This is a genomic window from Acidiphilium iwatense (genome assembly GCF_021556475.1).
Lineage (GTDB): Bacteria > Pseudomonadota > Alphaproteobacteria > Acetobacterales > Acetobacteraceae > Acidiphilium > Acidiphilium iwatense.
Map to the genome: position 1 here is coordinate 38,360 of NZ_JAKGBZ010000020.1, position 24,087 is coordinate 62,446.

The following is a 24,087-nucleotide window of genomic DNA, read 5'->3' on the forward strand; positions in this document are numbered from 1 at the left end:
ACCGGCCCGCGCTCGCGGCGGCCGGGAAAATCACGTATGGCAGACATCATGCAGCAGTCGAAGCACTTCCGCCGGATGGCGATCATCGTCGTGGCGATTGTCATTCTGGTGCCGGTTGCCGCCGTCGCGATCTTCGTCGCCAGCTTCAATCCCGACCGTTACAAGCCGCAGATCGTCGCTGCGGTCGAGCGGGCGACGCACCGGCAACTCACCATCGCGGGACCGCTGCACATGCGCCTGTCGCTGGTGCCCACCATCTCCGCCTCTGGCATCGTTCTGGCCAATCCGCCCGGCTTTGCCGATGCGGACATGGCCACGCTGAAGCGCGTGGAGGCGAGGGTCGCGCTGCTGCCCCTGCTGAGTCACCGGATCGACATCGTCAAGCTGGTCCTGGTCGATCCCGCGATCACCCTGGAATACGACGCGGCGGGACAACCGAACTGGCTGCTGAGCCAGCCGCGCCACGCCAAGGCCATCATCACGCAATCTTTATCGGTTCAGAAGAGCACAGGGCAAAAAATCGCCCTGCAATCGGTTTCGATCGAAAACGGCACGATCACCTACAAGCCGCCGGTGAGGCTCGTTCCGCTCAAGCCGGGAGCGACGCAAGCGGTGCCGCATGGGCAGCCCGTTACCCTGACCATCGCGCATTTCACCGGCCGGGCCGACGCGCTGGATGCGCCGCTGCACGTGTCGATGCAGGCGCGGTATAACAGCGCGCCCTTCACCCTGGACGGCACGGTCGGGCCCGTCGCGCGCCTTACCGGCACGGGGAACGCCCCCTGGCCGGTGGATGTCACGCTCGGAGCAGCGGGGTCTGACCTGCACATAAAAGGCAGCGTCGCCCATCCGCGCCTGCTGCGCGGCTATGTGCTCGATCTTCACGCCACCATTCCCGATCTCGCCGCGCTCGATCCGTATCTGGGCGGCATGAATGCCGGCAAGTCCGGCCTGCCGCCGCTCAAATCCGTCGATGTCAAGGCGCAGCTTACCCAAACCGCCTCGGGTCTGTTGCCGGCGATCAGCAATGCGAGCCTGACCGCTGGCCGGTCGGATCTCGAATCCTGGCGCAAAGGCCTGTCCATCGCATCGCTCAATGCAACCATGGCCTCGCTCGATCAGCCGCTCAATGTGGCGATGGCGGGACAATATCAGGGCAAGGTACTGGGTCTGGAAGGCACCGCCGGACCGCTCGGCCCGATTCTCGAAGCCGCCTTTCACGGGACGAAACCCGCGCAGCCCGGCAATCCCGCGACCATGCAGCGCTTTGGCATCAATCTCGCCGCCAAGGTGGGTAATGCGCAATTCGGCGTCGCCGGCGGAATCGCGAGCCCGGCAAAACTCGCGGGCGTGGCCTTGAAACTCACGGCAAAAATTCCCGACCTCGCGCATCTCTCCGACCTTGCCGGAATGAAGCTGCCCGCCTGGACCAATATCGGCCTGTCCGGCCTGCTCACCGATCCCGGCGGTCAGGGGCTCGACCATGCAATCGGCCTCGACAGCCTCGCGGTCAGCTCGGATCAGGCGCAGTTCGGCGGCGCGTTCAGCCTGATTTTCGCCAAGGCGCCCGATCTGCAGGCGGTGATCAATGCCCCGCGCGTCGATCTCACCGCCTTGATGCGGGCGATGCCGAAGCCCTCCGCCTCGGCGTCGGACGGCGGCAATCCGCCCGCGCCTGCCCCAGCCGCCGGCAAGCATGCCGGCACCGGTCCGCTGATTCCGTCGACGCCCCTGCCCTTCGGCCTGCTGCGCCGGGGCAACGGCAATGTCGAACTCACCATCGGCGAGTTGATGTATGACGGTGCGACCTATGACGCGATCACCGCGCACGGATTGTTGCAGAACGGCGTGCTGACGGTCCGGCCGATCAGCGCGGAACTGCCCGGCGGCTCGGTCTCCGGCACGCTGAACGTGGATGCCACCGCCAATCCGCCACGTGTTCACGTCACGGAGGCGGCGCCGGCGTTCCGCCTGGCGCCGCTGCTGACCCTGCTCGGCTTGCCCAACGCGGCGGGAGCGACGGTGCAGCTCTATGCCGATCTCGCCGGCCAGGGGAACACGCCGCGCGGAATCGCGGCCACGCTCAACGGCAATCTCGGCATGGCCACGGTCAATGGCGAGGTGGACGGCGCCTTGCTCAACCGGCTGTTCGGCAACGCGCTCGGCGCCGCCGGCCTGCCCGCGGGTATGGTGGGGGCGCAGGGTCCGGTTTCGGTGCGCTGCTTCGCCGCGCGGCTCGATGCGAAGAACGGTCTGGCCAGCCTGCGCGCGTTCACTCTCGATTCCAGCCGGATGTATCTTACCGGCACCGGCACCCTCGATCTCGGCGCCGAGCGGCTCAATCTGGTTCTGCGCCCGCAGGTTCGGATGGGCAATGGCAGCGCGCCGGTGCCGGTCGCGATTAACGGAACGTTCCGCAATCCGCATGCCGGCGTGGCATCGCCCGGCGCCTATGGTGCCACGGCGGCATCGCTCGCGCAGCAATTGGGCGGCGCCAACGGCAACACGGTGCTGGGGCGGTTTGCCCGGCAACTCGGCATCGGCATCGGCGCGCCGCCGAACCCGCAAAGCTGCCGGGGCGCGCTGGCGCTGGCGCGGATGGGCCATCCCGGCCCGATGCCGGTCACCGCCGCCGCGCCGGGAGTCGCGCCGGCGCAGGGTACGACGCCACAAGGCGGCCCGCAGAACCTGCTGCAATCGCTGTTCCGGTAGGGGTCGATGAAACGGTTCTGGCACTCCGCCGCCTGCGTGGTGGTGGAGGATGGATTCGGCATCTCGCTCGACGGCAAGCCACTTCGCCTGCCCGGCGGCGCGCCGCTCGCGGTGCCGTCCCGTCCGCTCGCCGAGGCGATCGCCGCCGAATGGAGCGCGGCCGGCCACGGCATCGCGGCGGATGATTTGCCGCTCACCCGGCTCGCCGGTGCAGCGATCGAGCGGATCGCTCCCGATCCCGAGCCGGTCCGCGGCAATCTGCTTGCCTATGGCCGCACCGATCTGCTCTGCTACCGCGCCGAGGCGCCGGACGATCTCGCCAGCCTCCAGCATCAGGCGTGGCAGCCCTGGCTCGACTGGGCGGCGGAGAGCTTCGGGGCACGGCTTGCCACGACGACCGGGATGATCGCCGTCCATCAATCCGATGCGGCAATCGCCGCCCTCGCGCGCGTGCTCGTAGCGGAAAATTGCTGGGCCCTGGCCGGACTCGGCGTCATCGTGCCGGCGCTTGGCAGCCTCGTGCTCGGCCTTGCCACGCTGCGCGGCGCATTGGCTCCCGAAGCGGCCTACGGCCTCGCCACCCTGGACGAGACCTGGCAGGAGCGGAAATGGGGGACCGACCCCGAAGCCCTGGCACGGCGCCGCGCGGTCGGTGCCGAGATTGCATCCGGCGTGAGGTTCGTTACACTCGCGCGGTCATGATGGGCATGATCGCACGGCACGCGCCATGATCGCGAAGACCCTGCGCCTGTCGGGCCGGGTGCAAAATGTGGGGTTCCGCGACTGGATGGTGACGCGCGCCCGCCGCCTCGGCCTCGCCGGCTGGGTGCGCAACCGGCGCGACGGCTCGGTGGAAGCGCTGATTGCCGGGGATGCGCCTTCGGTCGAGGAATTGCTGCGCGCCTGCCGGCGCGGGCCGCCCGGTGCCGAGGTGCGCGACATCATCGAGGATTTCGCCGACCCGCCCGCCGAGCCTGGTTTTTTCAAGCGGCCGTCGGAATAGGCGAACGACATACCGGGTTTGAGCGTTCACCGCGGCAGATAGACCGACGCAATCAGCCCTTTGCCGCCGTGTTTGTTGGCCAGGGTGATATCCCCGCCATGGGCGCGGATGGCGTTGCGCGCGATGGCAAGTCCGAGCCCGGTGCCGCCGGTTTCGCGGTTGCGGCTGGACTCGACCCGGCGGAACGGCTCGAAAACCCGGTCGAGCTCGGCGGCGGGAATCCCCGGCCCGTCATCCTCGATGTCGATCCGCAGCGTATCGCGCGCCGCATCGCGCAGCGTTACCCGCGCCGAATCGCCATATTTCAGCGCATTGCCGATCAGATTCGCAAAGGCGCGCTTGAGTGCCAAGGGCCGGGCGCGCAATGTGACATGCGACGGCCCGTCATAGCGCAGCGCATCGGCGCATTCCGGGATGATATCGGCGGCTTCGTCGAGCACGGTGCGCAGCAGGGTCACGAGATCGACAGGCACGCTCGCCTCGCTTTGCGCCACGTCCCGCCCGAAGGCGAGAGTCGATGCCAGCATCGCCTCCAACTCGTCGAGATCGCCGAGGAATTTTTCCCGCTGCTGATCGTCTTCCAGAAATTCGGTGCGCAGCTTGAGCCTGGTGATCGGCGTGCGCAGATCGTGGCCGATCGCCGAAAGCAGGAAGGTCCGGTCCTCGACGAAGCGGCGGATTCGCATGGCCATCGTATTGAAGGCGACCGCTGCGGTGGCGATTTCAGTGGGGCCACTTTCCGGCAATGCGGGTGCGTGGGCGATATCGCGCCCGAGCTGTTCGGCGGCCTCGGCCAGGGTGCGCACCGGCGCGGTGAGCCGGAATACCGCCCAGAAAATCAGCAACGCGCCCAGGACGAACATCACGATGAAGGCGGTCGCGAAGCCGGGGCTTTGCCAGGGTGCCGAGGGATGAAACGGCGAGGAGATGGTCAGCCAGCCCTGATCCGGCAGTTTGAAGCTCAGGATCATGCGCGGTGGCGACTGGATTCTGCCGCGCATCAGGATGCGGTGCGGGCGAAAGCGCGGTTTCATCGGAAAGGCCAGGATGGAGCCGCGGATGATCTGCCGTGCCGGCAGCGGCAGGGCGAAGCTGCCCGAAAAAGGCGGGATGGGGTCCAGGCTGATCCGTTCGCCGTTCAGCCCCTGCTCGGCGGCGACGATCGACGGGCGATCCTCCGCCGGCGCCAGCGCGACGCGCCGATAGAGCAGGATATCCCGCGTCGCGATTTCGCGCTCGGCGATGATGTGATTGAGCGCCATCTGATTGGCCGTATGAATCCCGAGCCCGATCGCCTGCACCACCGCGAATCCGGCAAGCAGCGTCAATGCGGTGCGCCAGGCGAGGCTGGCCGGCCAGAGACGGAATCGCATCGGGCGTGAGATCATGTGCGCTCGACCGAGGCGGCGAGCACATAGCCGCCGCCGCGCACGGTCTTGATGAGCTGGGCGTTGCGCCCGTCATCCTCCAGTTTGCGGCGCAGCCGGGAAATCGCGACATCGATCGCCCGGTCGAACGGGCCGGCCTGCCGGCCGCGCAAGAGGTCGAGCAGCATGTCTCGGGTCAGCACGCGGTTCGGCCGGTCGAGCAGCGCCACCAGCAGATCGTATTCGCCGCCGGTCAGCGCCACATCGACGCCCTGCGGATCGACCAGCCGGCGCCGCGCGGTTTCCAGAACCCAGCCGGCGAATGTGTAGAGCCGTGCCGGCTGCTCCCGGCCGCGCTCCTCGCCCTCGCCCACCCGGCGCAGCACCGCGCGGATGCGCGCGACCAGCTCGCGCGGGTTGAACGGCTTGGTTACATAATCGTCGGCGCCGAGTTCGAGGCCGATGATCCGGTCCGGCTCCTCGCCCAGCGCGGTGAGCATGATGATCGGCACCTTGGTTTCAGTGCGCAGCCAGCGCGCGAGATCGAGCCCGGATTCGCCCGGCAGCATCAGGTCGAGCACGACAAGCTGGTAATGTCCGTTGAGGAAGGCGCGGCGCGCCTCCCGCCCGTCGCGCGCGGCGGTGACGCGGAAGCGCTGGCGTTCGAGGAAGCGGGCGAGCAGGTCGCGGATGTCCCGATCGTCGTCGACCACCAGAATATGCGGCATGGTTTCCATGGCTGTTACAATAGCGTGAAGCCGCGGCGCGCGGCAGGCCGCGTTGCACTTCATTACGTTTCGTACCCGGCGCTCACGATCGGGCCGGCGAAATAAAATTCACTTGCGCCAGCGGGGGTTTGGGTCTATCGCGCCGCTCACGCAGCGCGTCACAGGCGCTGCTCACGCAGCAACGCACGTGCCTCTGCCTCCCATCCGGGGGTTACGCAACGACGTCAAGCGTTCTGGCAACACCCGGCGCCGCACGCGCCGGTTTCGTCTGGTCGCTGGTTCGTTCGACCGTTTCGCAACCCGTCCCGCGCATCGCGCGGGGCTGCACGTCTGGAAAGGGAGTGGGTTCATGACCCCGAAACTCGCCCGTTTTCTCGATTCCGGCGCCTACGCCACCCCTGCCGTCGCGGTTGATCTCGATCGCGTGGCGGCGAATTTCGCCGCTTTGCACGCGGCGTTGCCCGACGCCGCGATCTATTACGCCGTGAAGGCCAACCCGGCCGCCCCGATTCTCGACCGTCTGGCCGGGCTTGGCTCGCGCTTCGACGCCGCGAGCATCGAGGAGATCCGCGCCTGTCTTGCCGCCGGCGCCGATCCAGGCACGATCAGCTTCGGCAATACGGTGAAGAAGCAAAGCGCGATCGCCGAGGCGCATGAGCACGGCGTTGAGCTGTTCGCCTTCGATTCCGGCGAGGAACTGGCGAAACTGGCTCAAGCGGCACCAGGAGCGAAAGTGTATTGCCGGCTTTCGGTCAGCCAGAGCGGCGCGGATTGGCCGCTCTCGCGCAAATTCGGCACCTCGGCGGATCATGCGCGCGATCTGCTGATCGAAGCGCGCGATCTCGGGTTGATTCCGCACGGCGTGTCGTTCCATGTCGGCAGCCAGCAGACCGGGGTTGGCGCCTATCGGACCGCGATCGCCCAGGCGGCGATGGTGTTCACCGATCTGCGCGCTCGCGGCATCGACCTGCGCCTGCTCAATCTCGGCGGCGGCTTCCCGATCCGCTATCGCGAGGACGTCCCGCCGATCGAAACCTTCGGCGAGGCCATCATGGCGTCGGTGCGCGCCGCCTTCGGCAACGACCTGCCCGATCTGCTGATCGAACCGGGCCGCGCGGTGGTGGGCGATGCCGGGGTCGCGGTGTCCGAAGTGGTCCTCGCCTGCGCGCGCGCCGAAGATGGCGGGCGGCGCTGGGTCTATCTCGATATCGGACGGTTCGGCGGTCTCGCCGAAACCGAAGGCGAAGCCATCCGCTACCGGATTTCCGCCCCCGGCATCGCCGGTGCGGCGACGCCCGCCGTGATCGCAGGACCGTCCTGCGACGGGGTGGACGTGATGTATCGCGACACCGGGTATCGCCTGCCTTCGGCGCTGAAAGCGGGCGACCGCGTGCTGATTCACGACACCGGCGCCTATGTCACAACTTATGCGAGCCAGGGATTCAACGGTTTTCCGCCGCCGCAGGAATACTATCTGTGATGTCGGTCGCGCTGCCGACGGAATCCGGCGGCGCATGGCAACCGCAACAGGGAGGATATCATGACGGACAAGATCACCACCACGACCGGCAGCATCGAGATCGAGGCCGCCGACGGCAGCGGCAGCTTCAAGGCTTATACCGTAACGCCCTCGACCAAACCGACCGGCGCCGTGGTTGTCATCCAGGAGATTTTCGGGGTGAACGACGCGCTGCGGGCGACCTGCCAGGAAATCGGCGAGATGGGCTATATCGCGGTCGCGCCCGATTTGTTCTGGCGGCAGGAACCAGGCGTGGACATCACCGACAAATCCGAAGCCGAGTGGAAACAGGCCTTCGCTTTGATGAACGGGTTCGATCAGGACAAGGGCATCGATGATCTCAAATCCACCCTGGTCGCCGCGCGCAAAATGCCGGGCTGCAACGGCCGCGCGGGCACCGTCGGCTTCTGCCTCGGCGGCAGGCTCGCGGTGATGATGGCGACGCGTTCGGACGCCGATATCAACATTTCCTATTACGGCGTCATGCTCGACAAGCTCGTGCCCGAATTCGGCAACATCAGGCACCCTCTTCTGGTGCATATCGCCGAACAGGACGAGTTTTCCAGCGAAACGGTGCGCAACGCCGTGCTCGCCGGCGCGAAGGGCAATCCGCATATCGTGACGCACATATATCCGGGCGTGCCGCACGCCTTCGCGCGGGTGAACGGCGTGCATTACGACCGTCGCGCCGCGACCATCGCCAATGGCCGCACGGCGGAAGCGCTGGTCTCCGTGCTGGGTTGATCAAGCGCCGCTCGCTGATCGCCGGTATCGTTTCGATGCCGGCGGCGGGGTGGGCCGGGGCATCGAAGCCTCTTTCGCTCGCGCAACCGCTGACCGGGGCGATCCGCAAGCGGCTCAGCGCCGTTCCGCGAGGGCCGGCGCTCCTCGCGAGCTATCCCGATGCGGCAGCCAATGCGGATTTTCCAGAATTCGCGCCGGCCAACGACACGGCAGCCTATACCTATGACAATGCGTTAGCCGGGCTGGCGCTGCTCGCCGCCGGACACGCGCTGGAAGCCGCGCGGATCGCCGATGCATTTGTGGCGGCGCAGGCGCATGACCCCGATTTTCGCGACGGCCGGCTGCGCAACGCCTATCGCGCCGGCCCGGTGACGCCGCCGATCGCCCTGCCCGGCTGGTGGGACGCGGAGGCGAAGCTCTGGGCCGAGGACCCGTATCAGGTGGGCAGCGAGGCGGGGCCGATCGCCTGGGCGATCCTGCTCTGGACCGCTTTGCGCGAGGCGGGGGTGAACGGCGCGCGCTATGACGCGGCGGCACGGCGCGCGGCGGGCTGGATCGTGGCGCATTGCCATGACAAGAACGGTTTCTCCGGCGGATATTTCGGCTTTCCGCCGCATCCGCAAAAACTTCTCTGGCTCAGCACGGAGCAGAATACCGATCTCGCAATCGGTTTCGCGCGGCTCGGGATGCACGCGGATGCTGCCCGCGCCGCGGGATTCGTCCGCTCGATGCTCGATCCCGCGACCGGATTGTTCGCCGCCGGGCTGACGCCGGATGGCGCGCGCAACGGACTGCTCGCGGCCGATGCGAATCTCTGGCCGTATCTCGCCGGATTGGCGGACGGATCGGTCATCGCGCCGGCACTGCGCGCGCTCGGCTGGCCGCACGCCCACCCCGCCGGCATCGGATTCAGCGCGGCGAGCCGTGGCATCTGGACCGAAGGCACTGCCTTCGCGGCGCTGTCGCTTCGGCGTGCCGGACGAACCCGCGAGGCGGCACGCTTTCTCGCCACACTCGGGCATCAGGGCGCACCTGACGGTTATCTCTTCACGACGGATCAGCAGAGACTGGCCACCGGCCTGACCATCGGACCGGGTGCAAATTCACCGAAATTCGCCTATTACCGGGTTCCGGCCCTGGCACCCACAGCCTGGTCGGCGCTTGCGGCCCTTGGAATCAACCCGCTGCGCCGATGAATTCCGGCGCGCCACAAAATTCTTGCGCCACCCGATATTCTGTTGTTCAACCTGTATATTCGTTGGGATGAGTAAATAATTTGCCGAAAACTGCGGTTGAATTGTTGCGGGGAGAAACGGAGATCGATGCCGCCTGGGCGGTGTTCGATGCCGAATGGTATCTGGCCACCTATCCCGAGGCCGATCATTGCTGCGGCAGCGATCCCGGCCTCGCGCTCGATTATTATCTCCGCTTCGGCTGCAGGCTCGGCCACAGCCCAAGCCCGCTCTTCGACGAACTGTTCTATCTGAACCGGAACCCGGATGTCGCCGCCCTGATCCGTGCCGGCCAGTATCGCTCAGGCTTCGATCATTACTGCCAGCACGGCTATCGGGGGCTTTCGCCGCACTGGCTGTTCGACGATGCGCTTTACGGGCGGCTCTACGAGGATATGACCCTCGACAATCTCGACCGGCATCGCTGTTTCGGCCGCTACGACCATTGGCTGAAATCGGGCCAGCGCGAGGCGCGGATCGGCCATTTCATGTTCGACCCGCAATTTTACCGCGCGCGCGCGATCGAGGCGGGCGCCGATCCCGAAGACCTCGAACGGTGCGGCCCGTTCGCGCATTATCTGTATGCGCTTTACCGCGATGTACCGGAATTGGCCGCCTCGCCCTATTTCGCGCCGGATTGGTATGCCGCGACCCACGACCGGGCGCGCGCCGCGATCGCCGCAGGCATCGTGCGCAACGCGCTGCACCATTATGTGACCCTCGGCGGCCAGGACGGTTTCGATCCGGTGCCGGAATTCTCCGAATCCTATTATCGCGACACCTATCCCGACATTCGGGCGGCGATCGAAGCCGGACATTTTCCGAGCGGTTACCGGCACTTCGTGCAATTCGGCGCGTTCGAACTGCGCCGGCCGCGCGGCGATATCGACCTGCTCTATTATCGCGACATGAACCCGCGCGTGCGCGACGATCTCAACGCGGGACATGTGCGCGATGCGTTTGCCCATCTGCGCATGATCGGGTTGAAGGACAATCTCGTCTTTTGCCCACCCGAACGCGTACCGGACATTGCCGAGCCGGCGGCGAAGCAGCTTTTCGAACTCAAGGCCCGCAATCAGGTCGCGCTGTTCGCGCGCAGGCGGCTGAATTTTGCACAGCACGGACCTGCGGCGCTCGCCGTGGTGATGGTGCTGTTCAACAGGTTCGAGCTGACGATGCTGGCACTTGCCTCGTTGCGCGACAATTACGCGGACGATATCGAGCTTATCATCATCGACAACGCCTCGACCGACGACACCAGGCGGATCGAAACCTATGTGATGGGTGCGACGATCGTTCACAGCCGGGAAAATCTCGGTTTTCTCAAGGCGTGCAACCGGGCATTGGAACTGGTGACCGCGCCCGCGCTGCTTTATCTCAACAACGATATCGAACTCGGCCATGGCGCGATCGCCGCCGCACTCGACCGCCTCGAAACCGATACCGCCATCGGTGCGGTCGGCGGCAAGGTCATTCGTACCCATGGCCGCCTGCAGGAAGCCGGCTCGATCATCTGGGCGGATGGCAGCACGATCGGTTACCTGCGCGACGCGTCACCGTTAGCACCCGAGGCCAATTTCGTGCGCGACGTGGATTACTGTTCGGGCGTGTTCCTGCTCTGCCGGACCGATCTGATCAGGCGGCTCGGCGGCTTCGATGAGGCATTCAGCCCCGCCTATTACGAAGAAGTCGATCTCTGCGTACGGATGATCGAAGGCGGGCATCGCATCGTCTATGATCCCGATGTCGTCGTGCATCATCTCGAATTCGGCAGCGCCGCCAATACCGAAGCATCGATGGCACTGATGCGACGGGGGCGGCGTGTATTCAAGCGCAAACACGCCGCGTTTCTCAAGACCAAATTCGAATCCACGCCTGCCAACATCATCAAGGGGCGCGCGTTGGACGGCAGGGGAAAGCGCGTTCTATTCCTGGAAGATACCGTGCCGGTGCGGCGCCTGGGTTCCGGATTCGTCAGATCCAATGACGCGGTGCGCGCGATCGCCGAAGCGGGCTGGCGGGTTTCGGTGCTACCGGTCAACGGCGCGCGCCACGATATCATGAGCCTGTTCGGCGACCTGCCTGACACGGTCGAGGTCCTGCACGACCGGACCATCCTGACCCTACCGCAATTGCTGGAGGAGCGGCAGGATTTTTACGACGCGATCTGGATTTCCCGCACCCATAATCTCGACCGGACTTTGCCGATCTTCCGGGAAGCCGGCATCGATCCGGTGCGCACTCCGTTCGTTCTCGATACCGAGGCGATCGTGGCCGCACGGGATGCTGCGTCCGCTGCCGTCGGTTCCGAGCGAGGCGATTTCGATCTTGCCGCCGCTTTGCAGGACGAATTCCGCAACGCCGATGTCTGCCGGCACGTGACGGCGGTGAACCAGGCCGAAGCCGCGATGTTGCGCGAACTGGGCCTGCCGCAGGTTTCGGTTCTGGGGACGATCCGCGATCTCGATCCGACACCGCGCGGTTTTTCCGCGCGTGAGGGGATTCTGTTCATCGCGAGCATCCATCGGCGCGACAGCCCGAATTTCGATTCGCTGCGGTGGTATCGCGATGCGATCCTCCCGGCGCTGATCCGCGAGATGGGCACGCCGCCGAAGCTCATTTTCATCGGCTACACCGCACCGGATATCGATCTTTCGGAATTCGCCGATAATCCTCATATCGAGATTCGCGGCAGCGTGGACGATATTCGCCCCGCCTATAACAGCCACCGGGTTTTCATCGCGCCGACGCGATTTGCCGCCGGCACGCCCTACAAGGTTTATGAAACCGCGTCGTTCGGATTGCCTTGTGTCGCAACCGATCTGCTGATCCGTCAGCTCGGCTGGGACAAGGATGCGGAAATCGCCGGCGCCGCGGTGGACGACGCGCGCGGCTTCGCCCGTGAAATCGCCCGCCTCTATTGCGACGAAGAGACCTGGCGGGGGATGCGCGAAGCGGCTTTGCGCCGGCTGGAACGCGAGAACACCCGCGCGCGTTTCGACGCCACTGTGAAATCGATTCTCGACGAGGCAGGCAAGCCAGCATCGAAACGCCGTCCGTATCTGCGTGCCGTTAGTTAGAACGTGATCGGTTCATGCCGATCACGCTCTACTCATATTTTGGCGAGCAAGTTGGCCGGTTCCGATTGAACGAAATGGTTCAATCAGAACCTACCTTGCTCTAAGCTGTGCGGTCGCCGCCAACGCCGATCGCCGCCTGGGCGGCCGCCAAGCGCGCCACCGGCACGCGATACGGACTGCACGAGACGTAATCGAGACCGATTTCCTCGCAGAACATGATCGATGTCGGATCGCCGCCATGCTCGCCGCAAATACCGAGCTTAAGGTTAGGCTTGGTAGCGCGGCCTTTTTCGGCCGCGATGCGCACCATCGCGCCGACGCCTTCGATATCGATCGTGACAAACGGATCCTTCGGCAGGATGCCGGATTCCACGTAGCGCGGCAGGAATTTTCCAGCATCGTCGCGTGATAGGCCAAACACCGTCTGCGTCAGATCGTTGGTGCCGAATGAGAAGAAATCGGCGGATTCGGCGATCGCATCGGCGGTCAGGGCCGCACGTGGCAATTCGATCATCGTGCCGATGCTGTATTCCAGCGTCTGGCCGGCCTCGTCGAACACCGATCTGGCGACGCGCTCGACCTGCTCGCGGGTGATGTCAAGCTCGCGCTTCATGCCGACCAGCGGGATCATGATTTCCGGCACCGGCGCCTTGCCGGTTTCCTTCGCGACCTCAAGCGCCGCTTCGAAAATGGCGCGGGCCTGCATTTCATAAATTTCCGGGTATGAAACGCCGAGGCGGCAGCCGCGATGGCCGAGCATCGGATTCGCCTCGCTGAGTTCGGAGGCGCGCTGGCGCATCGCGTCCACGCCCATTCCCAATGCGATTGCCACCTCCTCGAGTTCGGCCTCGCCATGCGGCAGAAATTCGTGCAGCGGCGGATCGAGCAGGCGGATCGTTACCGGAAGCCCGGCCATGATGCGGAACAGACCGACGAAATCCTTCCGCTGGAATGGCAGAAGTTTTTCGAGTGCGATGCGCCGCCCGCGTTCGTCGGACGCCATGATCATCTGTCGTACCGCCCCGATGCGCTCGGGGTCGAAGAACATGTGTTCGGTGCGCGACAGGCCGATTCCCTCGGCGCCGAATTTGCGCGCGGTTTCGGCATCGAGCGGCGTCTCGGCATTGGCGCGAACTTTCAGCCTGCGAATGTTATCGGCCCAGCCCATCAGCTTTGCGAAGTCGCCGGAGAGTTGCGGTTCGATCATCGGCACCGATCCGGCGAAAACCTCGCCGGTGGCGCCGTCGAGCGTGATGGTATCGCCGGCACGGATGCTGACGCCGCCGGCCGAAAGCGTCTTGGCGCCGTAATCGACATGGATACCGCCGGCACCCGCGACGCAGGGGCGGCCCATGCCACGCGCAACGACTGCGGCATGACTTGTCATGCCGCCGCGTGTCGTCAGGATGCCGCGCGCGGCGTGCATGCCGTGGATATCCTCGGGGCTGGTTTCGATCCGCACCAGAATGACCGCTTCGCCTTTCTGCGCGCGCATTTCCGCCTCGTCGGCCGAAAACACGACGAGGCCGGAGGCAGCACCTGGCGACGCGGGCAAGCCCTTCGACAGCAATTTGCGCGGCGAGTTCGGATCAAGCGTGGGATGCAACAACTGGTCGAGCGATTGCGGGTTGACCCGCGTGACCGCCTCGCGCTGGTCGATCAAATTTTCCTCGGCCATTTCGACCGCGATGCGCACACTCGCCGAGGCAGTACGTTTTCCGTTTCGAGTTTGCAACATGTAGAGCTTGTTGCGCTGAATCGTGAACTCGATGTCCTGCATGTCGTGATAGTGGCGTTCCAGCGTCTCGCGCACTCGCTTGAGCTCCGCATAGGCCTCGGGCAAAGCCTCTTCCATGCTGATCTCGCCGGGTTTCGCATAGGATTTCGAAAGCGGGCGCGGCGTGCGGATGCCTGCGACCACGTCTTCGCCCTGCGCGTTGACGAGATATTCGCCGTAGAATTCATTGAGCCCGGTGGACGGATCGCGGGTGAAGCACACGCCGGTCGCGCAGTCCTCGCCCATATTGCCGAACACCATGGCCTGGACATTGACCGCCGTGCCCCAGTCGGCGGGAATTTCGTGCAAACGGCGATAGGTGATGGCGCGCTGGTTCATCCACGAGCCGAACACGGCGCCCATGGCGCCCCAGAGCTGATCGTGCGGGTCCTGCGGGAAGGGCTTGCCGGTTTCGGCCTGGACAACCTCCTTGTAGCTTTCGACGACGCGGTGCCAGTCCTGCGCGGTGAGCTGCGTGTCTTCGACGGTGCCTTCGTCGAGTTTCACGTTCTCGATGATTTCCTCGAAGCGATGATGGGCGACGCCGAGAACCACCGAACCGTACATCTGGATGAAACGGCGGTAGGAATCCCAGGCAAAACGCGCATCGCCAGCACCTTCGGCAAGTCCCTGGACCGTGACGTCGTTGAGGCCGAGATTGAGCACAGTGTCCATCATGCCGGGCATCGACACCCGCGCACCGGAGCGCACGGAAACCAGCAGGGGTTTGTGCTTGTCGCCGAATCTGCGGCCGACTTCCTGCTCGATTTTCGTGAGCGCCGCATCGACCTGATTCTGCAATCCAGCGGGATATTGCCGGTCATTGGCGTAGAACTGGGTGCAGACCTCGGTGGTGATGGTGAAGCCGGGCGGCACCGGCAGGCCGATGCTGGCCATTTCCGCAAGGTTGGCACCCTTGCCGCCGAGCAGGTTGCGCAGCGCGGCACTGCCATCGCTGGCACCGGGGCCGAAACTGTAAACATATTTGCTCATGGCGGTGTTACCCTTCCAGTTTCGAGAAATCGGCGATTTGGTGCATCACGTCGCGTAGCCTTGCGAGCAGGCGAAGCCGGTTGCGGCGCAGCGCCGGATCGTCGGCGTTGACAGTGACGTGTTCGAAGAAGGCATCGACGGGTTCGCGAAGTGTCGTCAATTCACCCAATGCCGCCCCGAACTGATCTGTTGATAAAAAAATTTTGACCGATTTGATAATGTCATCGAGCTTGTTTCGAAACGCGATTTCTTCATCCGCAATAAGACTGAGCGGCTCGATTTCCCCGATATGCGGCCCATCCTTGGCGTCTTCGATCCGCAGGATATTGGCCGCCCGCCGATACGCGACGACAAGATTGGCGCCATTATCGGTTGCGAGAAAATTACCGAGATCGTCGGCACGTTTCATGATTCGAAGCAGATCGTCATCCGGTGCGGCCTCGAATACGGCGTTGAGAATGTCGAATCGCCGGCCTTCACTGCGCAACTTCACGCGCAGCCGGTCGAGAATGAAGTCGAACAGCTCCGTGTTTTCCAGCAACAAATTCAGCTTCAGGGTCAGCCTGTTTTCGAGGATGATCCGAATGACGCCGAGGGCGGCACGGCGCAGCGCGTAGGGATCGCCGGAGCCGGTCGGCTTCTCGCCGATGCGGAAGAATTCGCGCAGCGTGTCGAGCTTGTCGGCAAGTGCGACGGCGCAGGGAATGATACCGCGCGACACCTCGTCGCTCGGGCCTTTGGGTTGGTAATGGGTGCGGATCGCCGCTCCTACCGCCGGATCATCGGCATAATAGCCGCCCATGATGCCTTGCAGTTCGGGAAATTCGCCGACCATACCGGTCACAAGGTCGGCCTTGCAGAGCCTTCCCGCCCGTTCGGCCTGATCGGCAACGGAATCATAACCGAGAGCTGCGGCGATTTCGCGCGCGAGTGTGGCGATGCGTTCGGCGCGGTCGAACTGCGTGCCGAGCCTGGCGTGAAACGTGACGGATTTCAGCTTCGGCAGATAATCCGACAAAGAATGCTTGCGGTCGAGGTTCCAGAAATGCTCGGCATCGGCGAGGCGCGCGCGCAGCACCCGCTCGTTGCCGGCGACGATCGTGGCACCGCCGTCATTGGCTTCGATATTGGCGACGAAGGCGAAATATGGCGCCGGATTTCCCGATGAATCGCGCGTGGCGAAATAACGCTGGTTCACCCGCATCGACAATTCGCGCACTTCCGGCGGCAGCGCCATGTGCCGTGGCTCGATGCGTCCGATCAGCGGCACCGGAAATTCGACCAAGCCGGCCACTTCATCGAGCAGGGCAGCATCTTCGACGAGGGTGAGGCCACGCGACGCGGCTTCCGCGCGCAACCCCGCTTCGATTTTGGCTCGTCGCTTCGCCGCATCCGCGACGACATAACGGCGTTCGAGTTCGCTTTCCCATTGCGCGGCGCTGGTGACCCTGAATGTGCCCGGCGCCATGAAACGATGGCCTTCGCTCTCGTCCGAGGCGGTGACGGGGCCGATGGTGATGGGCACTACCTCGCCATCGAGCAGGCAGGTGATCCGGCGTAGCGGCCGCACCCAGGCAAAATCGCCCGACTCGCCCCAGCGCATCGATTTCGGCCAAGGCAGCTTGCTGACGACAGACGGCAAAACCTCTGGGATAATCGCTCGCGCTGGCCGGTTCCCGATCGTTGGCCGCAGGACAAAGAATTCGCCCTCCCGCTCCAACGCATCGGCGGTAACCCGGTGTTTGCGCAGGAAGCCTTCGATCGCCGCCGGCAGCGCGCCAACGCGCGGTCCGCGAATCGCTGCGGTGCCAGCGTCGCTGGACAGTGCCGCATCGATTTCCGCACGATAGGCGATGCGGCGCGGGGCAAACCAGATTTTGCCAGCACGCGGCCGCAGACTGCCGAACGCGCGTTCGACGATACGCTGCAACTGTTCCGCCGCCGCCGCCTGCATCCGCGCCGGGATTTCCTCGGAGAACAGTTCCAGAAAAAACTCGGGCATCAGGCCGTCTCCCCGGCAACCCACGCCTCGGCGCAGGCTTTGGCGAGGGTTCTCACCCGGCCGATATAGGAGGCGCGCTCGGCGACCGAAATCACCCCGCGCGCGTCGAGCAGGTTGAACAAATGGCTCGCCTTGATGCAGTAATCATAGGCGGGAAGCGCCAGTTTGCGCGCGACCAGCGCGCCGCATTCGGCTTCCGCGTCCGCGAAATGGCGGATCAGCATATCGGTATCGGCGAATTCGAAATTATGCGCCGAATACTCTTTCTCCGCGCGGAGAAACACATCCCCGTAGGTGGTTCCCGCGTCGTTGAAGCGGAGCGAAAACACGTTCTCCACGCCCTGGACATACATCGCCAGACGTTCCAGCCCGTAGGTCATCTCGAAGCTCGGCAGATCGACCGCGATGCCCCCCACCTGCTGGAAATAGGTGAACTGGCCGACCTCCATGCCGTCGCACCAGACCTCCCAGCCGAGCCCCCAGGCACCGAGGGTCGGGCTTTCCCAGTCGTCTTCGACGAAACGAAAATCGTGGCGCAGCGGATCGAGGCCGATCGCGCGGTAGCTTTCCAGCAGCAGATCCTGCGCGTCGGCCGGGCTTGGCTTGATGATGACCTGGTACTGGTAATAATGCTGCAGCCGGTTCGGGTTCTCGCCATAGCGCCCGTCGGACGGCCGGCGCGACGGCTGAACGTAGGCCGCCGCCCATGACTTCGGCCCCAGGGCGCGCAGCGTGGTGGCCGGGTGGAAGGTGCCGGCGCCCATTTCCATATCGTAGGGTTGCAAAATCACGCAGCCCTGGCGCGCCCAGAACCGGTGCAGGGTGAGGATGATATCCTGGAAGCTCAGCGCGGAAGAACTGGCGGCGTGTTTCAGGTCGGCCATGATACCATGTTAAGAGGGTGGCGTTTCGCGACGCACCATTACGGGGCAGATGGGATGAGGGCAAGGTTGCACCGGCATGACTGGGCCGGGATCGGCGTGGTTCTGGCCGTTGGGGTCGCCGCGATCCTGTTCCGCGAGGTGACTATCGTGCCGCGCGCCTATGTCGGCGTCTGCGCCGGGCCGCAGGCGCCGCTGGTCTGCGTGCCACGCCAGGCTGTGCTGTGGCTGCAATATGAGCGGCTGTTCGGGCTGGCCTCCCTGGTGCTCGGCCTGCTCGGCTTCGCCTTCGCGCGGCGCTGGCCGGGGGTCGCGGCGCTGGCGGTCGGGGTCGCTGCCGTGGTGAACTATAACGGCACGGAAGGCATTATCGGCGCGGCATTGGGGTTATGGGGCTGGCTCGAAGCCGCCGCTCCACGCTATGCCGGCGCGACGAACGGAGGACAAAATGCTCGCCAATAGCCAGACCATGCTCGATTTCGATCTCGGCCCGGAGATCGACGCCTTGCGCGAGACGGTGCGCCGGTTCGCCCAGGCCGAGATCGCGCCGCGCGCCGCCGCGATCGACCGCGATAACGATTTCCCGGCTGATCTCTGGCCGAAATTCGGCGAGATGGGGCTGCTCGGCGTCACCGTGCCGGAAGAATATGGCGGCGCCGGCCTCGGCTATCTGGCGCATTCGGTGGCGATGGAGGAAATCTCCCGCGCCTCGGCCTCGGTCGGGCTGTCCTACGGCGCGCATTCGAATCTCTGCGTCAACCAGATCAACCTGAACGGCACCGAGGCGCAGAAGCGCAGATACCTGCCCGGCCTGCTCGACGGCAGCGCCGTCGGCGCGCTGGCGATGAGCGAGCCGAATGCCGGGTCGGATGTGGTGTCGATGCGGCTGCGCGCGGAGAAGCTCGGGAACACCTACGTTCTCAACGGCACGAAAATGTGGATCACCAACGGACCGGATGCGGATACGTTGGTCGTCTATGCCAAGACCGACCCGGAAGCCGGTGCGCGCGGCATCACCGCCTTCATCGTGGAGCGAGACATGCCGGGCTTCTCCTGCGCTCAGAAGCTCGACAAGCTCGGGATGCGCGGCTCGAACACCGGGGAACTGGTGTTCGAGGATTGCGCCGTGCCGGAGCAGAACATCCTCGGCGGGCTGGGGCGCGGGGTGAATGTGCTGATGAGCGGGCTCGATTACGAACGCGCCGTGCTGGCCGCCGGGCCCTTGGGCATCATGCAGGCCGCTCTCGATATCGTGATCCCCTATGTCCATGAGCGCGAGCAGTTCGGCCAGAAAATCGGCGAGTTTCAGCTCGTTCAGGGCAAGCTCGCCGACATGTATGTGACGATGAGCGCCGCCCGCGCTTACGTTTATGCGGTGGCGAAAGCCTGCGACCGGGGCCGGACCACGCGCAAGGACGCCGCCGGAGCGATCCTGTACGCGGCCGAAAAGGCAACCTGGATGGCGCTGGAGGCGATCCAGTGCCTGGGCGGTAACGGCTACATCAACGACTACCCGACCGGCCGGCTGCTGCGCGACGCGAAACTCTATGAAATCGGCGCCGGCACCTCGGAAATCCGCCGGATGCTGATCGGCCGCGAGCTGTATAAGGAGACAGCCTGATTTGACTTCACGACGGTTCTGCGACAGGCGAGGCTGATGCGTCATTTCCTGGACTTCGAGAAGCCGGTCGCCGAGCTTGAGGCGAAAATAGAAGAACTGCGCCGGATGACCGATCCCGGCGAGCTCAACATCGCCGAGGAGGTCGCCCAGCTCAGCGACAAGGCCGAGCGGCAATTGCGCACGCTCTACGGCAAGCTCACCCCCTGGCAGAAAACCCAGGTCGCGCGCCACCCGGAGCGGCCGAAGGCAAAGGACGTGATCGCCCGGCTGATCACCGAGTTCACGCCACTCGCTGGCGATCGCGGCTTCGCCGAGGATGCCGCGATCATCGCCGGTCCCGGACGATTCGATGGCGAGCCGGTCATGGTGCTTGCGATCGAGAAAGGCTCGGACCTGGAAACCCGGCTCAAGCACAATTTCGGCTCGCCGCGCCCGGAAGGCTATCGCAAGGCGCGGCGGCTGATCGACCTGGCCGGGCGATTCGGTCTGCCGATCCTGTCCTTCGTCGATACCTCCGGCGCCTATCCGGGAATCGACGCCGAAGCGCGCGGCCAGGCGGAGGCGATCGCGCGGGGGATCGAAGCGTGCCTCGCCGCCCCGGTGCCATTCGTCGCCACCATCATCGGCGAGGGCGGATCGGGCGGGGCGATCGCGATTGCCGCAGCCGATGCAGTGCTGATGTTCGAGCATGCGATCTATTCCGTCATTTCGCCGGAAGGCTGCGCCGCGATTCTGTGGGAAGACCGGGCAATGGCCGCACAGGCCGCCGATGCGATGAAGGTGACGGCGCAGGATCTGAAGCGTCTCGGCATCATCGACCGGATCGTGCCGGAACCGCTGGGCGGGGCGCATCGCGCGCCGGAAACGGCGCTGGCTCAGCTGGGCGAGGCGATCGGCACGGCTCTGGCGCCGCTGAAGACGATGGCGCCCGAAGCGCTCAAGGCCAAGCGGCGGGAGAAATTCCTCGCTATGGGGCAGGCTCCGCTGTCCTGAGATTGTCCTCCGGCTTGCGCTCGATCACCCGCAGGAATTGATGCGACATGGCGTGATAGACCGGCTGCTTGCAGACCAGCCGGGACGCCATGGTGCCGAGCACGGCGGCAAGACCGACCGGCACCGTCATTGCCGGATTGCTGGTCATTTCGATGACGATGGCGGTCGCGGTCAGCGGCGACTGCACGACGCCGGAGAAATATCCGGCCATGCCTACCATCGCGAAGGCCGCTACCGGCACACCCGGCACCAGATGGGCGAACGCGGTGCCGACGCCCACCCCGACGGCCAATGACGGCGCGAAAATCCCGCCCGGAATGCCCGACAAATAGGACACCAGGGTCGCCGCCCATTTCAGCGGCGCGAAGCCGATCGGCGGCAGAACCCCGCGCGTGAGCGCCGCCCGTGCCTCGCCATAGCTCGCATCGAACACCTGGCCGTGCGAGATCACGCCCAGGCAGGCCAGGATTATTCCGCACACCACCGCGAAAACCACCGGCCGGCGTTTCGCCAGCGTGTTGATCGGACCGGGCATGAACCGCGCCGGCGCCACCAGAATCCGCGCGAACAAACCGCCCGCCAGACCGCCGATCACGGCGCAGACCGGCACCAGCGCCCAGGCGATTCCGAACGGCAGCATCGCCCGCGAAAATCCGAAATAGGGCTGGTAGCCGAGCACGAGCAGAAGAGTCACCCCGCTCGCGAAGGCGGCGAGCAGAATGGCGCGCACCTGCCGGTCGTCGAAGCTGCGCGCCATTTCCTCGATCGCAAACACAGCCCCGGCGATCGGCGCATTGAACGCGCAGGTGATTCCCGCCGCGCCGCCGGCCAGGATCAGCAGCCGCTGCAGCGCGTGGCTGCGCTCCAGCCCGAAGCGGCCGCAGATATTCATCGCCGCACAGCCGATCTGCACGGTCGGGCCTTCCTTGCCGATCGAGGCGCCGACCGCGAACCCCAGCAGGGTCAGCAGGAACTTGCCCGCCGCGATGCGAAAGGACAGCACCGAATCGACATCCGCCGGGTCCTGCATCTGCAGCCCGGCCATGGCCTGCGGAATGCCCGAGCCCTGCGCGCCGGGAAACACATTGCGAGTAAGAAACACGATGACCGCGAAGCCAGCCGGGCACAGCAGGAACGCCAGCCAGTCGCGTCCCTGGATGACCTGGGCGAACAGGGCGCTCGCGCGCACCACGCCAATACCGAAGGCGATCGAGACCAGCCCGGTGATGATGGCGGCGATAACGAAAATCAGGTTCCGTTTCGCTACCTGCATGTTAGGTCAATCTCCTACGGCAGATGCTTCGCGATATAGGGCGGCAGATGGAACGCGGCGGCATGGATCTCGGGCGACCAATAGCCGGTCGTGCCGAGAATGCCAGCCTCTCGTGCCCGTGCCTCGATCGTTGCCGCCGTATGCGCGGTCAGGCTGGGATCTTTCCCGGCCCAGCCGAGCGTCATGTAGCCGCCGACATAGGTGGGCACCGCGGTGACATAAGCGGTGACATGCGGAAAGAACCGCTTGCGGCGCCGCGACGTATCGCGCAACTCGTCCGCCTGCATGAACGGCACGCCGCACTGATTCACGATCAGTCCGCGAGCGGTGAGGATGCGCGCGCAGTTTTCGTAGAAATCGTCGGTGAACAGCACCTCGCCCACACCGATCGGGTCGGTCGAATCGACGATGATGACATCGAACGAGGCATCCGGCGCGCGCTTCACATAGTCGATGCCGTCACCCACGATAACCTCGGCGCGCGGATCGTCCCACGCGCCGCCGCCGATCGAGGGCAGGAATTCCTTCGACAGGCGAATCACCTCGCCATCGATTTCGACCATGACGGCCTTGGTCACGGTTTTATGCATCAGCACGCGGCGCAAAACGCCGCCATCGCCGGCGCCGATGATGAGCACGGATTTCGCATCGCCATGCGCCAGAATCGGCACATGGGCGAGCATTTCCTGATAGACGAATTCGTCGCCCTCGGTGATCTGCACGATGCCGTCGAGCGTCATCACCCTGCCGTGGGTTTCGCTCTCGAAAATCGCGATGTCCTGAAATTCGCTGCGCGCGCGGGCGAGTTCGCGCACCACGCGAAAGCGCTGGCCCCAGGCCGGATAGAGGGTTTCGTTATACCAGATATCGGTCATGACGGTCTCTCATGCGAAAGCACCGCCCGGTGCCGACCGGGCGGTGCGACGAGGTCATCGGATCGGGTTCAGGCGATCAGGCCGCGGCGCTGCTCGCCAACCTGCACGCTGCTTGGCGTAAACGCCTGCTTGAGCATCGGAATCGCCTTGTACGGGTTGCAGGTGCCGCACATGAAGATGTCCAGCGCCGCATAGCCCCGTTCCGGCCAAGTGTGGATGGAGATATGGCTCTCCGCCAGCACCACCACGCCGGAGACGCCGCCATTCGGCGAGAAATGGTGAAAATGACTGTGCAGGATCGTTGCTCCGGCGGCGAGGGCGGCCGCGCACAGGGTGGCGTCGATCAAATCCGGTTCGTCGAGACGGTCCGCGCCCCACAAATCCACGAGCAGATGCGTGCCGGCGAATTTCACGCCGTCGCGTTCCACGAAATAGTCCTTCGGCAGCGCCATATCGCCGGCTTCGCCGTGAGCAAACGTCTGGTTTTCGCTCGGAATTTCCGAGACCATCCCCAGTCGGGCAAGTGCGTTCATCGCGAACCCCCTCAACCAGTGACAGCCTGTAGAACGCGGCACCGCGCCGCGCCCCCCGGGGCTAAGAGCGCGCGATATGAGGGCATTCGCCCCCAGACGCAAGTGGTTTTCCCCCCTGGAATTATGAAATTTTACCCCCGCAGACCCGCAAGCCTCGAAGCCGGTGGATCACAACGTCCCTATCGAGCGTGCAACAGCATTTTTCCGCTCGCTGTAACGATCGACCAGATAGGCGCGGCGATCACGAAGCAGAAGCGTGAACCGGAGCAACTCCTCCATCACGTCGACCACCCGGTCGTAATAGGCCGAAGGCAGCATGCGGCCGGCTTCGTCGAACTGTTCATAGGCGCGGGCGACGCTGGACTGGTTCGGAATCACCACCATGCGCATCCAGCGGCCGAGCAAACGCAGCGTGTTCACCGCGTTGAAGCTCTGCGATCCGCCAGAAACCTGCATCACCGCAAGCACCCGGCCCTGGGTGGGGCGCACGGCACCTTCGGCCAGGGGAATCCAGTCGATCTGGTTTTTCATCACCCCGGTGACCGCGCCGTGCACCTCGGGACTGCACCAGACCTGCGCTTCGGACCAGAGTGAGAAGGCGCGAAGTTCCTGCACCTTCGGATGATCGACCGGTACGCTGTTGGCGACCGGCAGGTCGCGCGGATCGTAGATCCGGGTTTCGGCGCCCATCAGATCGAGCAGCCGGGCGGCTTCCTCGGTCGCGAAACGCGAATAGGAACGTTCCCGCAACGAG

At 64.9% G+C, this 24,087-nt stretch carries 19 protein-coding genes; 10 read left to right on the top strand and 9 right to left on the bottom strand.

The window, feature by feature from the left end; all coding sequences use genetic code 11:
* The first annotated feature begins 36 nt into the window (after positions 1 to 36).
* Genes L2A60_RS11395 through L2A60_RS11405 form a run of 3 tightly spaced genes read left to right on the top strand, consistent with a single transcriptional unit; the run spans position 37 to position 3,715 of the window.
* Complete coding sequence (locus L2A60_RS11395) at positions 37 to 2,712, top strand: AsmA family protein (RefSeq protein WP_235704497.1); 2,676 nt, start codon at positions 37 to 39, stop codon at positions 2,710 to 2,712.
* Between the two features lie 6 nt (positions 2,713 to 2,718).
* Positions 2,719 to 3,414, top strand: a complete 696-nt coding sequence (locus tag L2A60_RS11400; protein WP_235704498.1) for an ATP12 family chaperone protein — start codon at positions 2,719 to 2,721, stop codon at positions 3,412 to 3,414.
* A gap of 25 nt (positions 3,415 to 3,439) precedes the next feature.
* Positions 3,440 to 3,715, top strand: a complete 276-nt coding sequence (locus tag L2A60_RS11405) for an acylphosphatase (protein ID WP_235704499.1) — start codon at positions 3,440 to 3,442, stop codon at positions 3,713 to 3,715.
* Positions 3,716 to 3,741: 26 nt separating this feature from the next.
* Here L2A60_RS11405 and L2A60_RS11410 read toward each other — a convergent pair whose 3' ends face one another.
* A complete protein-coding gene (locus L2A60_RS11410; protein WP_235704500.1) occupies positions 3,742 to 5,103 on the bottom strand; it encodes an ATP-binding protein in 1,362 nt (453 codons plus the stop codon).
* Positions 5,100 to 5,819 carry a response regulator gene (locus L2A60_RS11415; RefSeq protein ID WP_235704501.1) on the bottom strand — a complete coding sequence of 240 codons (720 nt, stop codon included), beginning with the start codon at positions 5,817 to 5,819 and terminating at the stop codon, positions 5,100 to 5,102. The genes L2A60_RS11410 and L2A60_RS11415 overlap by 4 nt, the downstream gene beginning before the upstream one ends.
* Positions 5,820 to 6,159: 340 nt before the next feature.
* On the opposite strand from L2A60_RS11415, the gene L2A60_RS11420 reads away from it, so the two are divergent.
* The 4 genes from L2A60_RS11420 to L2A60_RS11435 all read left to right on the top strand — a co-directional run bounded on the left by L2A60_RS11420 (position 6,160) and on the right by L2A60_RS11435 (position 12,385).
* Positions 6,160 to 7,290: a type III PLP-dependent enzyme gene (locus tag L2A60_RS11420; RefSeq protein ID WP_235704502.1), complete on the top strand. Its 1,131-nt coding sequence runs from the start codon at positions 6,160 to 6,162 to the stop codon at positions 7,288 to 7,290.
* 60 nt (positions 7,291 to 7,350) lie between these two features.
* Positions 7,351 to 8,073: a dienelactone hydrolase family protein gene (locus L2A60_RS11425; RefSeq protein WP_235704503.1), complete on the top strand. Its 723-nt coding sequence runs from the start codon at positions 7,351 to 7,353 to the stop codon at positions 8,071 to 8,073.
* Positions 8,070 to 9,269, top strand: a complete 1,200-nt coding sequence (locus L2A60_RS11430) for a hypothetical protein (protein ID WP_235704504.1) — start codon at positions 8,070 to 8,072, stop codon at positions 9,267 to 9,269. Before L2A60_RS11425 ends, L2A60_RS11430 begins: the two co-directional genes overlap by 4 nt.
* Before the next feature lie 104 nt (positions 9,270 to 9,373).
* Positions 9,374 to 12,385: a glycosyltransferase gene (locus L2A60_RS11435; protein ID WP_235704505.1), complete on the top strand. Its 3,012-nt coding sequence runs from the start codon at positions 9,374 to 9,376 to the stop codon at positions 12,383 to 12,385.
* A gap of 100 nt (positions 12,386 to 12,485) precedes the next feature.
* On the opposite strand, the gene ppdK is transcribed toward L2A60_RS11435, so the two are convergent.
* The 3 genes from ppdK to L2A60_RS11450 are packed head-to-tail and all read right to left on the bottom strand — an operon-like array spanning position 12,486 to position 18,041.
* Positions 12,486 to 15,155: a pyruvate, phosphate dikinase gene (gene ppdK / locus L2A60_RS11440; protein WP_235704506.1), complete on the bottom strand. Its 2,670-nt coding sequence runs from the start codon at positions 15,153 to 15,155 to the stop codon at positions 12,486 to 12,488.
* A 7-nt stretch (positions 15,156 to 15,162) separates the two neighbouring features.
* Positions 15,163 to 17,157: a glycine--tRNA ligase subunit beta gene (gene glyS / locus L2A60_RS11445; protein ID WP_235704507.1), complete on the bottom strand. Its 1,995-nt coding sequence runs from the start codon at positions 17,155 to 17,157 to the stop codon at positions 15,163 to 15,165.
* Positions 17,157 to 18,041 (bottom strand): glycine--tRNA ligase subunit alpha, encoded by an 885-nt coding sequence (locus L2A60_RS11450; RefSeq protein WP_235704508.1) that lies wholly within the window; start codon positions 18,039 to 18,041, stop codon positions 17,157 to 17,159. The genes glyS and L2A60_RS11450 overlap by 1 nt, the downstream gene beginning before the upstream one ends.
* A gap of 54 nt (positions 18,042 to 18,095) precedes the next feature.
* Between L2A60_RS11450 and L2A60_RS11455 the strand changes: the two genes are divergently transcribed.
* The 3 genes from L2A60_RS11455 to L2A60_RS11465 are packed head-to-tail and all read left to right on the top strand — an operon-like array spanning position 18,096 to position 20,652.
* The gene (locus L2A60_RS11455; RefSeq protein ID WP_235704509.1) at positions 18,096 to 18,500 is read left to right on the top strand and encodes a hypothetical protein; all 405 of its coding nucleotides are present in this window, start codon (positions 18,096 to 18,098) and stop codon (positions 18,498 to 18,500) included.
* Entirely contained in the window at positions 18,487 to 19,659 is a 1,173-nt protein-coding gene (locus tag L2A60_RS11460) for an isovaleryl-CoA dehydrogenase (protein ID WP_235704510.1), read from the top strand. Before L2A60_RS11455 ends, L2A60_RS11460 begins: the two co-directional genes overlap by 14 nt.
* A gap of 36 nt (positions 19,660 to 19,695) precedes the next feature.
* Positions 19,696 to 20,652: an acetyl-CoA carboxylase carboxyltransferase subunit alpha gene (locus L2A60_RS11465; RefSeq protein WP_235704511.1), complete on the top strand. Its 957-nt coding sequence runs from the start codon at positions 19,696 to 19,698 to the stop codon at positions 20,650 to 20,652.
* Here L2A60_RS11465 and L2A60_RS11470 read toward each other — a convergent pair.
* From L2A60_RS11470 to arsH, 4 genes are all read right to left on the bottom strand, one after another.
* The gene (locus tag L2A60_RS11470) at positions 20,627 to 21,925 is read right to left on the bottom strand and encodes a chloride channel protein (RefSeq protein ID WP_235704512.1); all 1,299 of its coding nucleotides are present in this window, start codon (positions 21,923 to 21,925) and stop codon (positions 20,627 to 20,629) included. The genes L2A60_RS11465 and L2A60_RS11470 overlap by 26 nt on opposite strands.
* 14 nt (positions 21,926 to 21,939) lie before the next feature.
* Positions 21,940 to 22,800 (bottom strand): polyamine aminopropyltransferase, encoded by an 861-nt coding sequence (gene speE, locus L2A60_RS11475; RefSeq protein WP_235704513.1) that lies wholly within the window; start codon positions 22,798 to 22,800, stop codon positions 21,940 to 21,942.
* A 68-nt stretch (positions 22,801 to 22,868) separates the two neighbouring features.
* Complete coding sequence (gene speD / locus L2A60_RS11480) at positions 22,869 to 23,333, bottom strand: adenosylmethionine decarboxylase (RefSeq protein WP_235704514.1); 465 nt, start codon at positions 23,331 to 23,333, stop codon at positions 22,869 to 22,871.
* A gap of 168 nt (positions 23,334 to 23,501) precedes the next feature.
* Positions 23,502 to 24,087 (bottom strand): arsenical resistance protein ArsH (gene arsH / locus L2A60_RS11485; RefSeq protein WP_235704515.1); only part of this gene is annotated, 586 nt, incomplete at its 5' end.

Bases quoted from the DNA above. Each gene is read 5' to 3' on its own strand.
- L2A60_RS11460 (WP_235704510.1), top strand. From the start codon at position 18,487: ATGCTCGCCAATAGCCAGACCATGCTCGATTTCGATCTCGGCCCGGAG.
- L2A60_RS11410 (WP_235704500.1), bottom strand. From the start codon at position 5,103: ATGATCTCACGCCCGATGCGATTCCGTCTCTGGCCGGCCAGCCTCGCC.
- ppdK (WP_235704506.1), bottom strand. From the start codon at position 15,155: ATGAGCAAATATGTTTACAGTTTCGGCCCCGGTGCCAGCGATGGCAGT.
- L2A60_RS11470 (WP_235704512.1), bottom strand. From the start codon at position 21,925: ATGCAGGTAGCGAAACGGAACCTGATTTTCGTTATCGCCGCCATCATC.
- L2A60_RS11455 (WP_235704509.1), top strand. From the start codon at position 18,096: ATGAGGGCAAGGTTGCACCGGCATGACTGGGCCGGGATCGGCGTGGTT.
- L2A60_RS11405 (WP_235704499.1), top strand. From the start codon at position 3,440: ATGATCGCGAAGACCCTGCGCCTGTCGGGCCGGGTGCAAAATGTGGGG.
- L2A60_RS11465 (WP_235704511.1), top strand. From the start codon at position 19,696: ATGCGTCATTTCCTGGACTTCGAGAAGCCGGTCGCCGAGCTTGAGGCG.
- speD (WP_235704514.1), bottom strand. From the start codon at position 23,333: ATGAACGCACTTGCCCGACTGGGGATGGTCTCGGAAATTCCGAGCGAA.
- L2A60_RS11450 (WP_235704508.1), bottom strand. From the start codon at position 18,041: ATGGCCGACCTGAAACACGCCGCCAGTTCTTCCGCGCTGAGCTTCCAG.
- L2A60_RS11395 (WP_235704497.1), top strand. From the start codon at position 37: ATGGCAGACATCATGCAGCAGTCGAAGCACTTCCGCCGGATGGCGATC.
- L2A60_RS11415 (WP_235704501.1), bottom strand. From the start codon at position 5,819: ATGGAAACCATGCCGCATATTCTGGTGGTCGACGACGATCGGGACATC.
- L2A60_RS11425 (WP_235704503.1), top strand. From the start codon at position 7,351: ATGACGGACAAGATCACCACCACGACCGGCAGCATCGAGATCGAGGCC.
- glyS (WP_235704507.1), bottom strand. From the start codon at position 17,157: ATGCCCGAGTTTTTTCTGGAACTGTTCTCCGAGGAAATCCCGGCGCGG.
- L2A60_RS11400 (WP_235704498.1), top strand. From the start codon at position 2,719: ATGAAACGGTTCTGGCACTCCGCCGCCTGCGTGGTGGTGGAGGATGGA.
- speE (WP_235704513.1), bottom strand. From the start codon at position 22,800: ATGACCGATATCTGGTATAACGAAACCCTCTATCCGGCCTGGGGCCAG.
- L2A60_RS11420 (WP_235704502.1), top strand. From the start codon at position 6,160: ATGACCCCGAAACTCGCCCGTTTTCTCGATTCCGGCGCCTACGCCACC.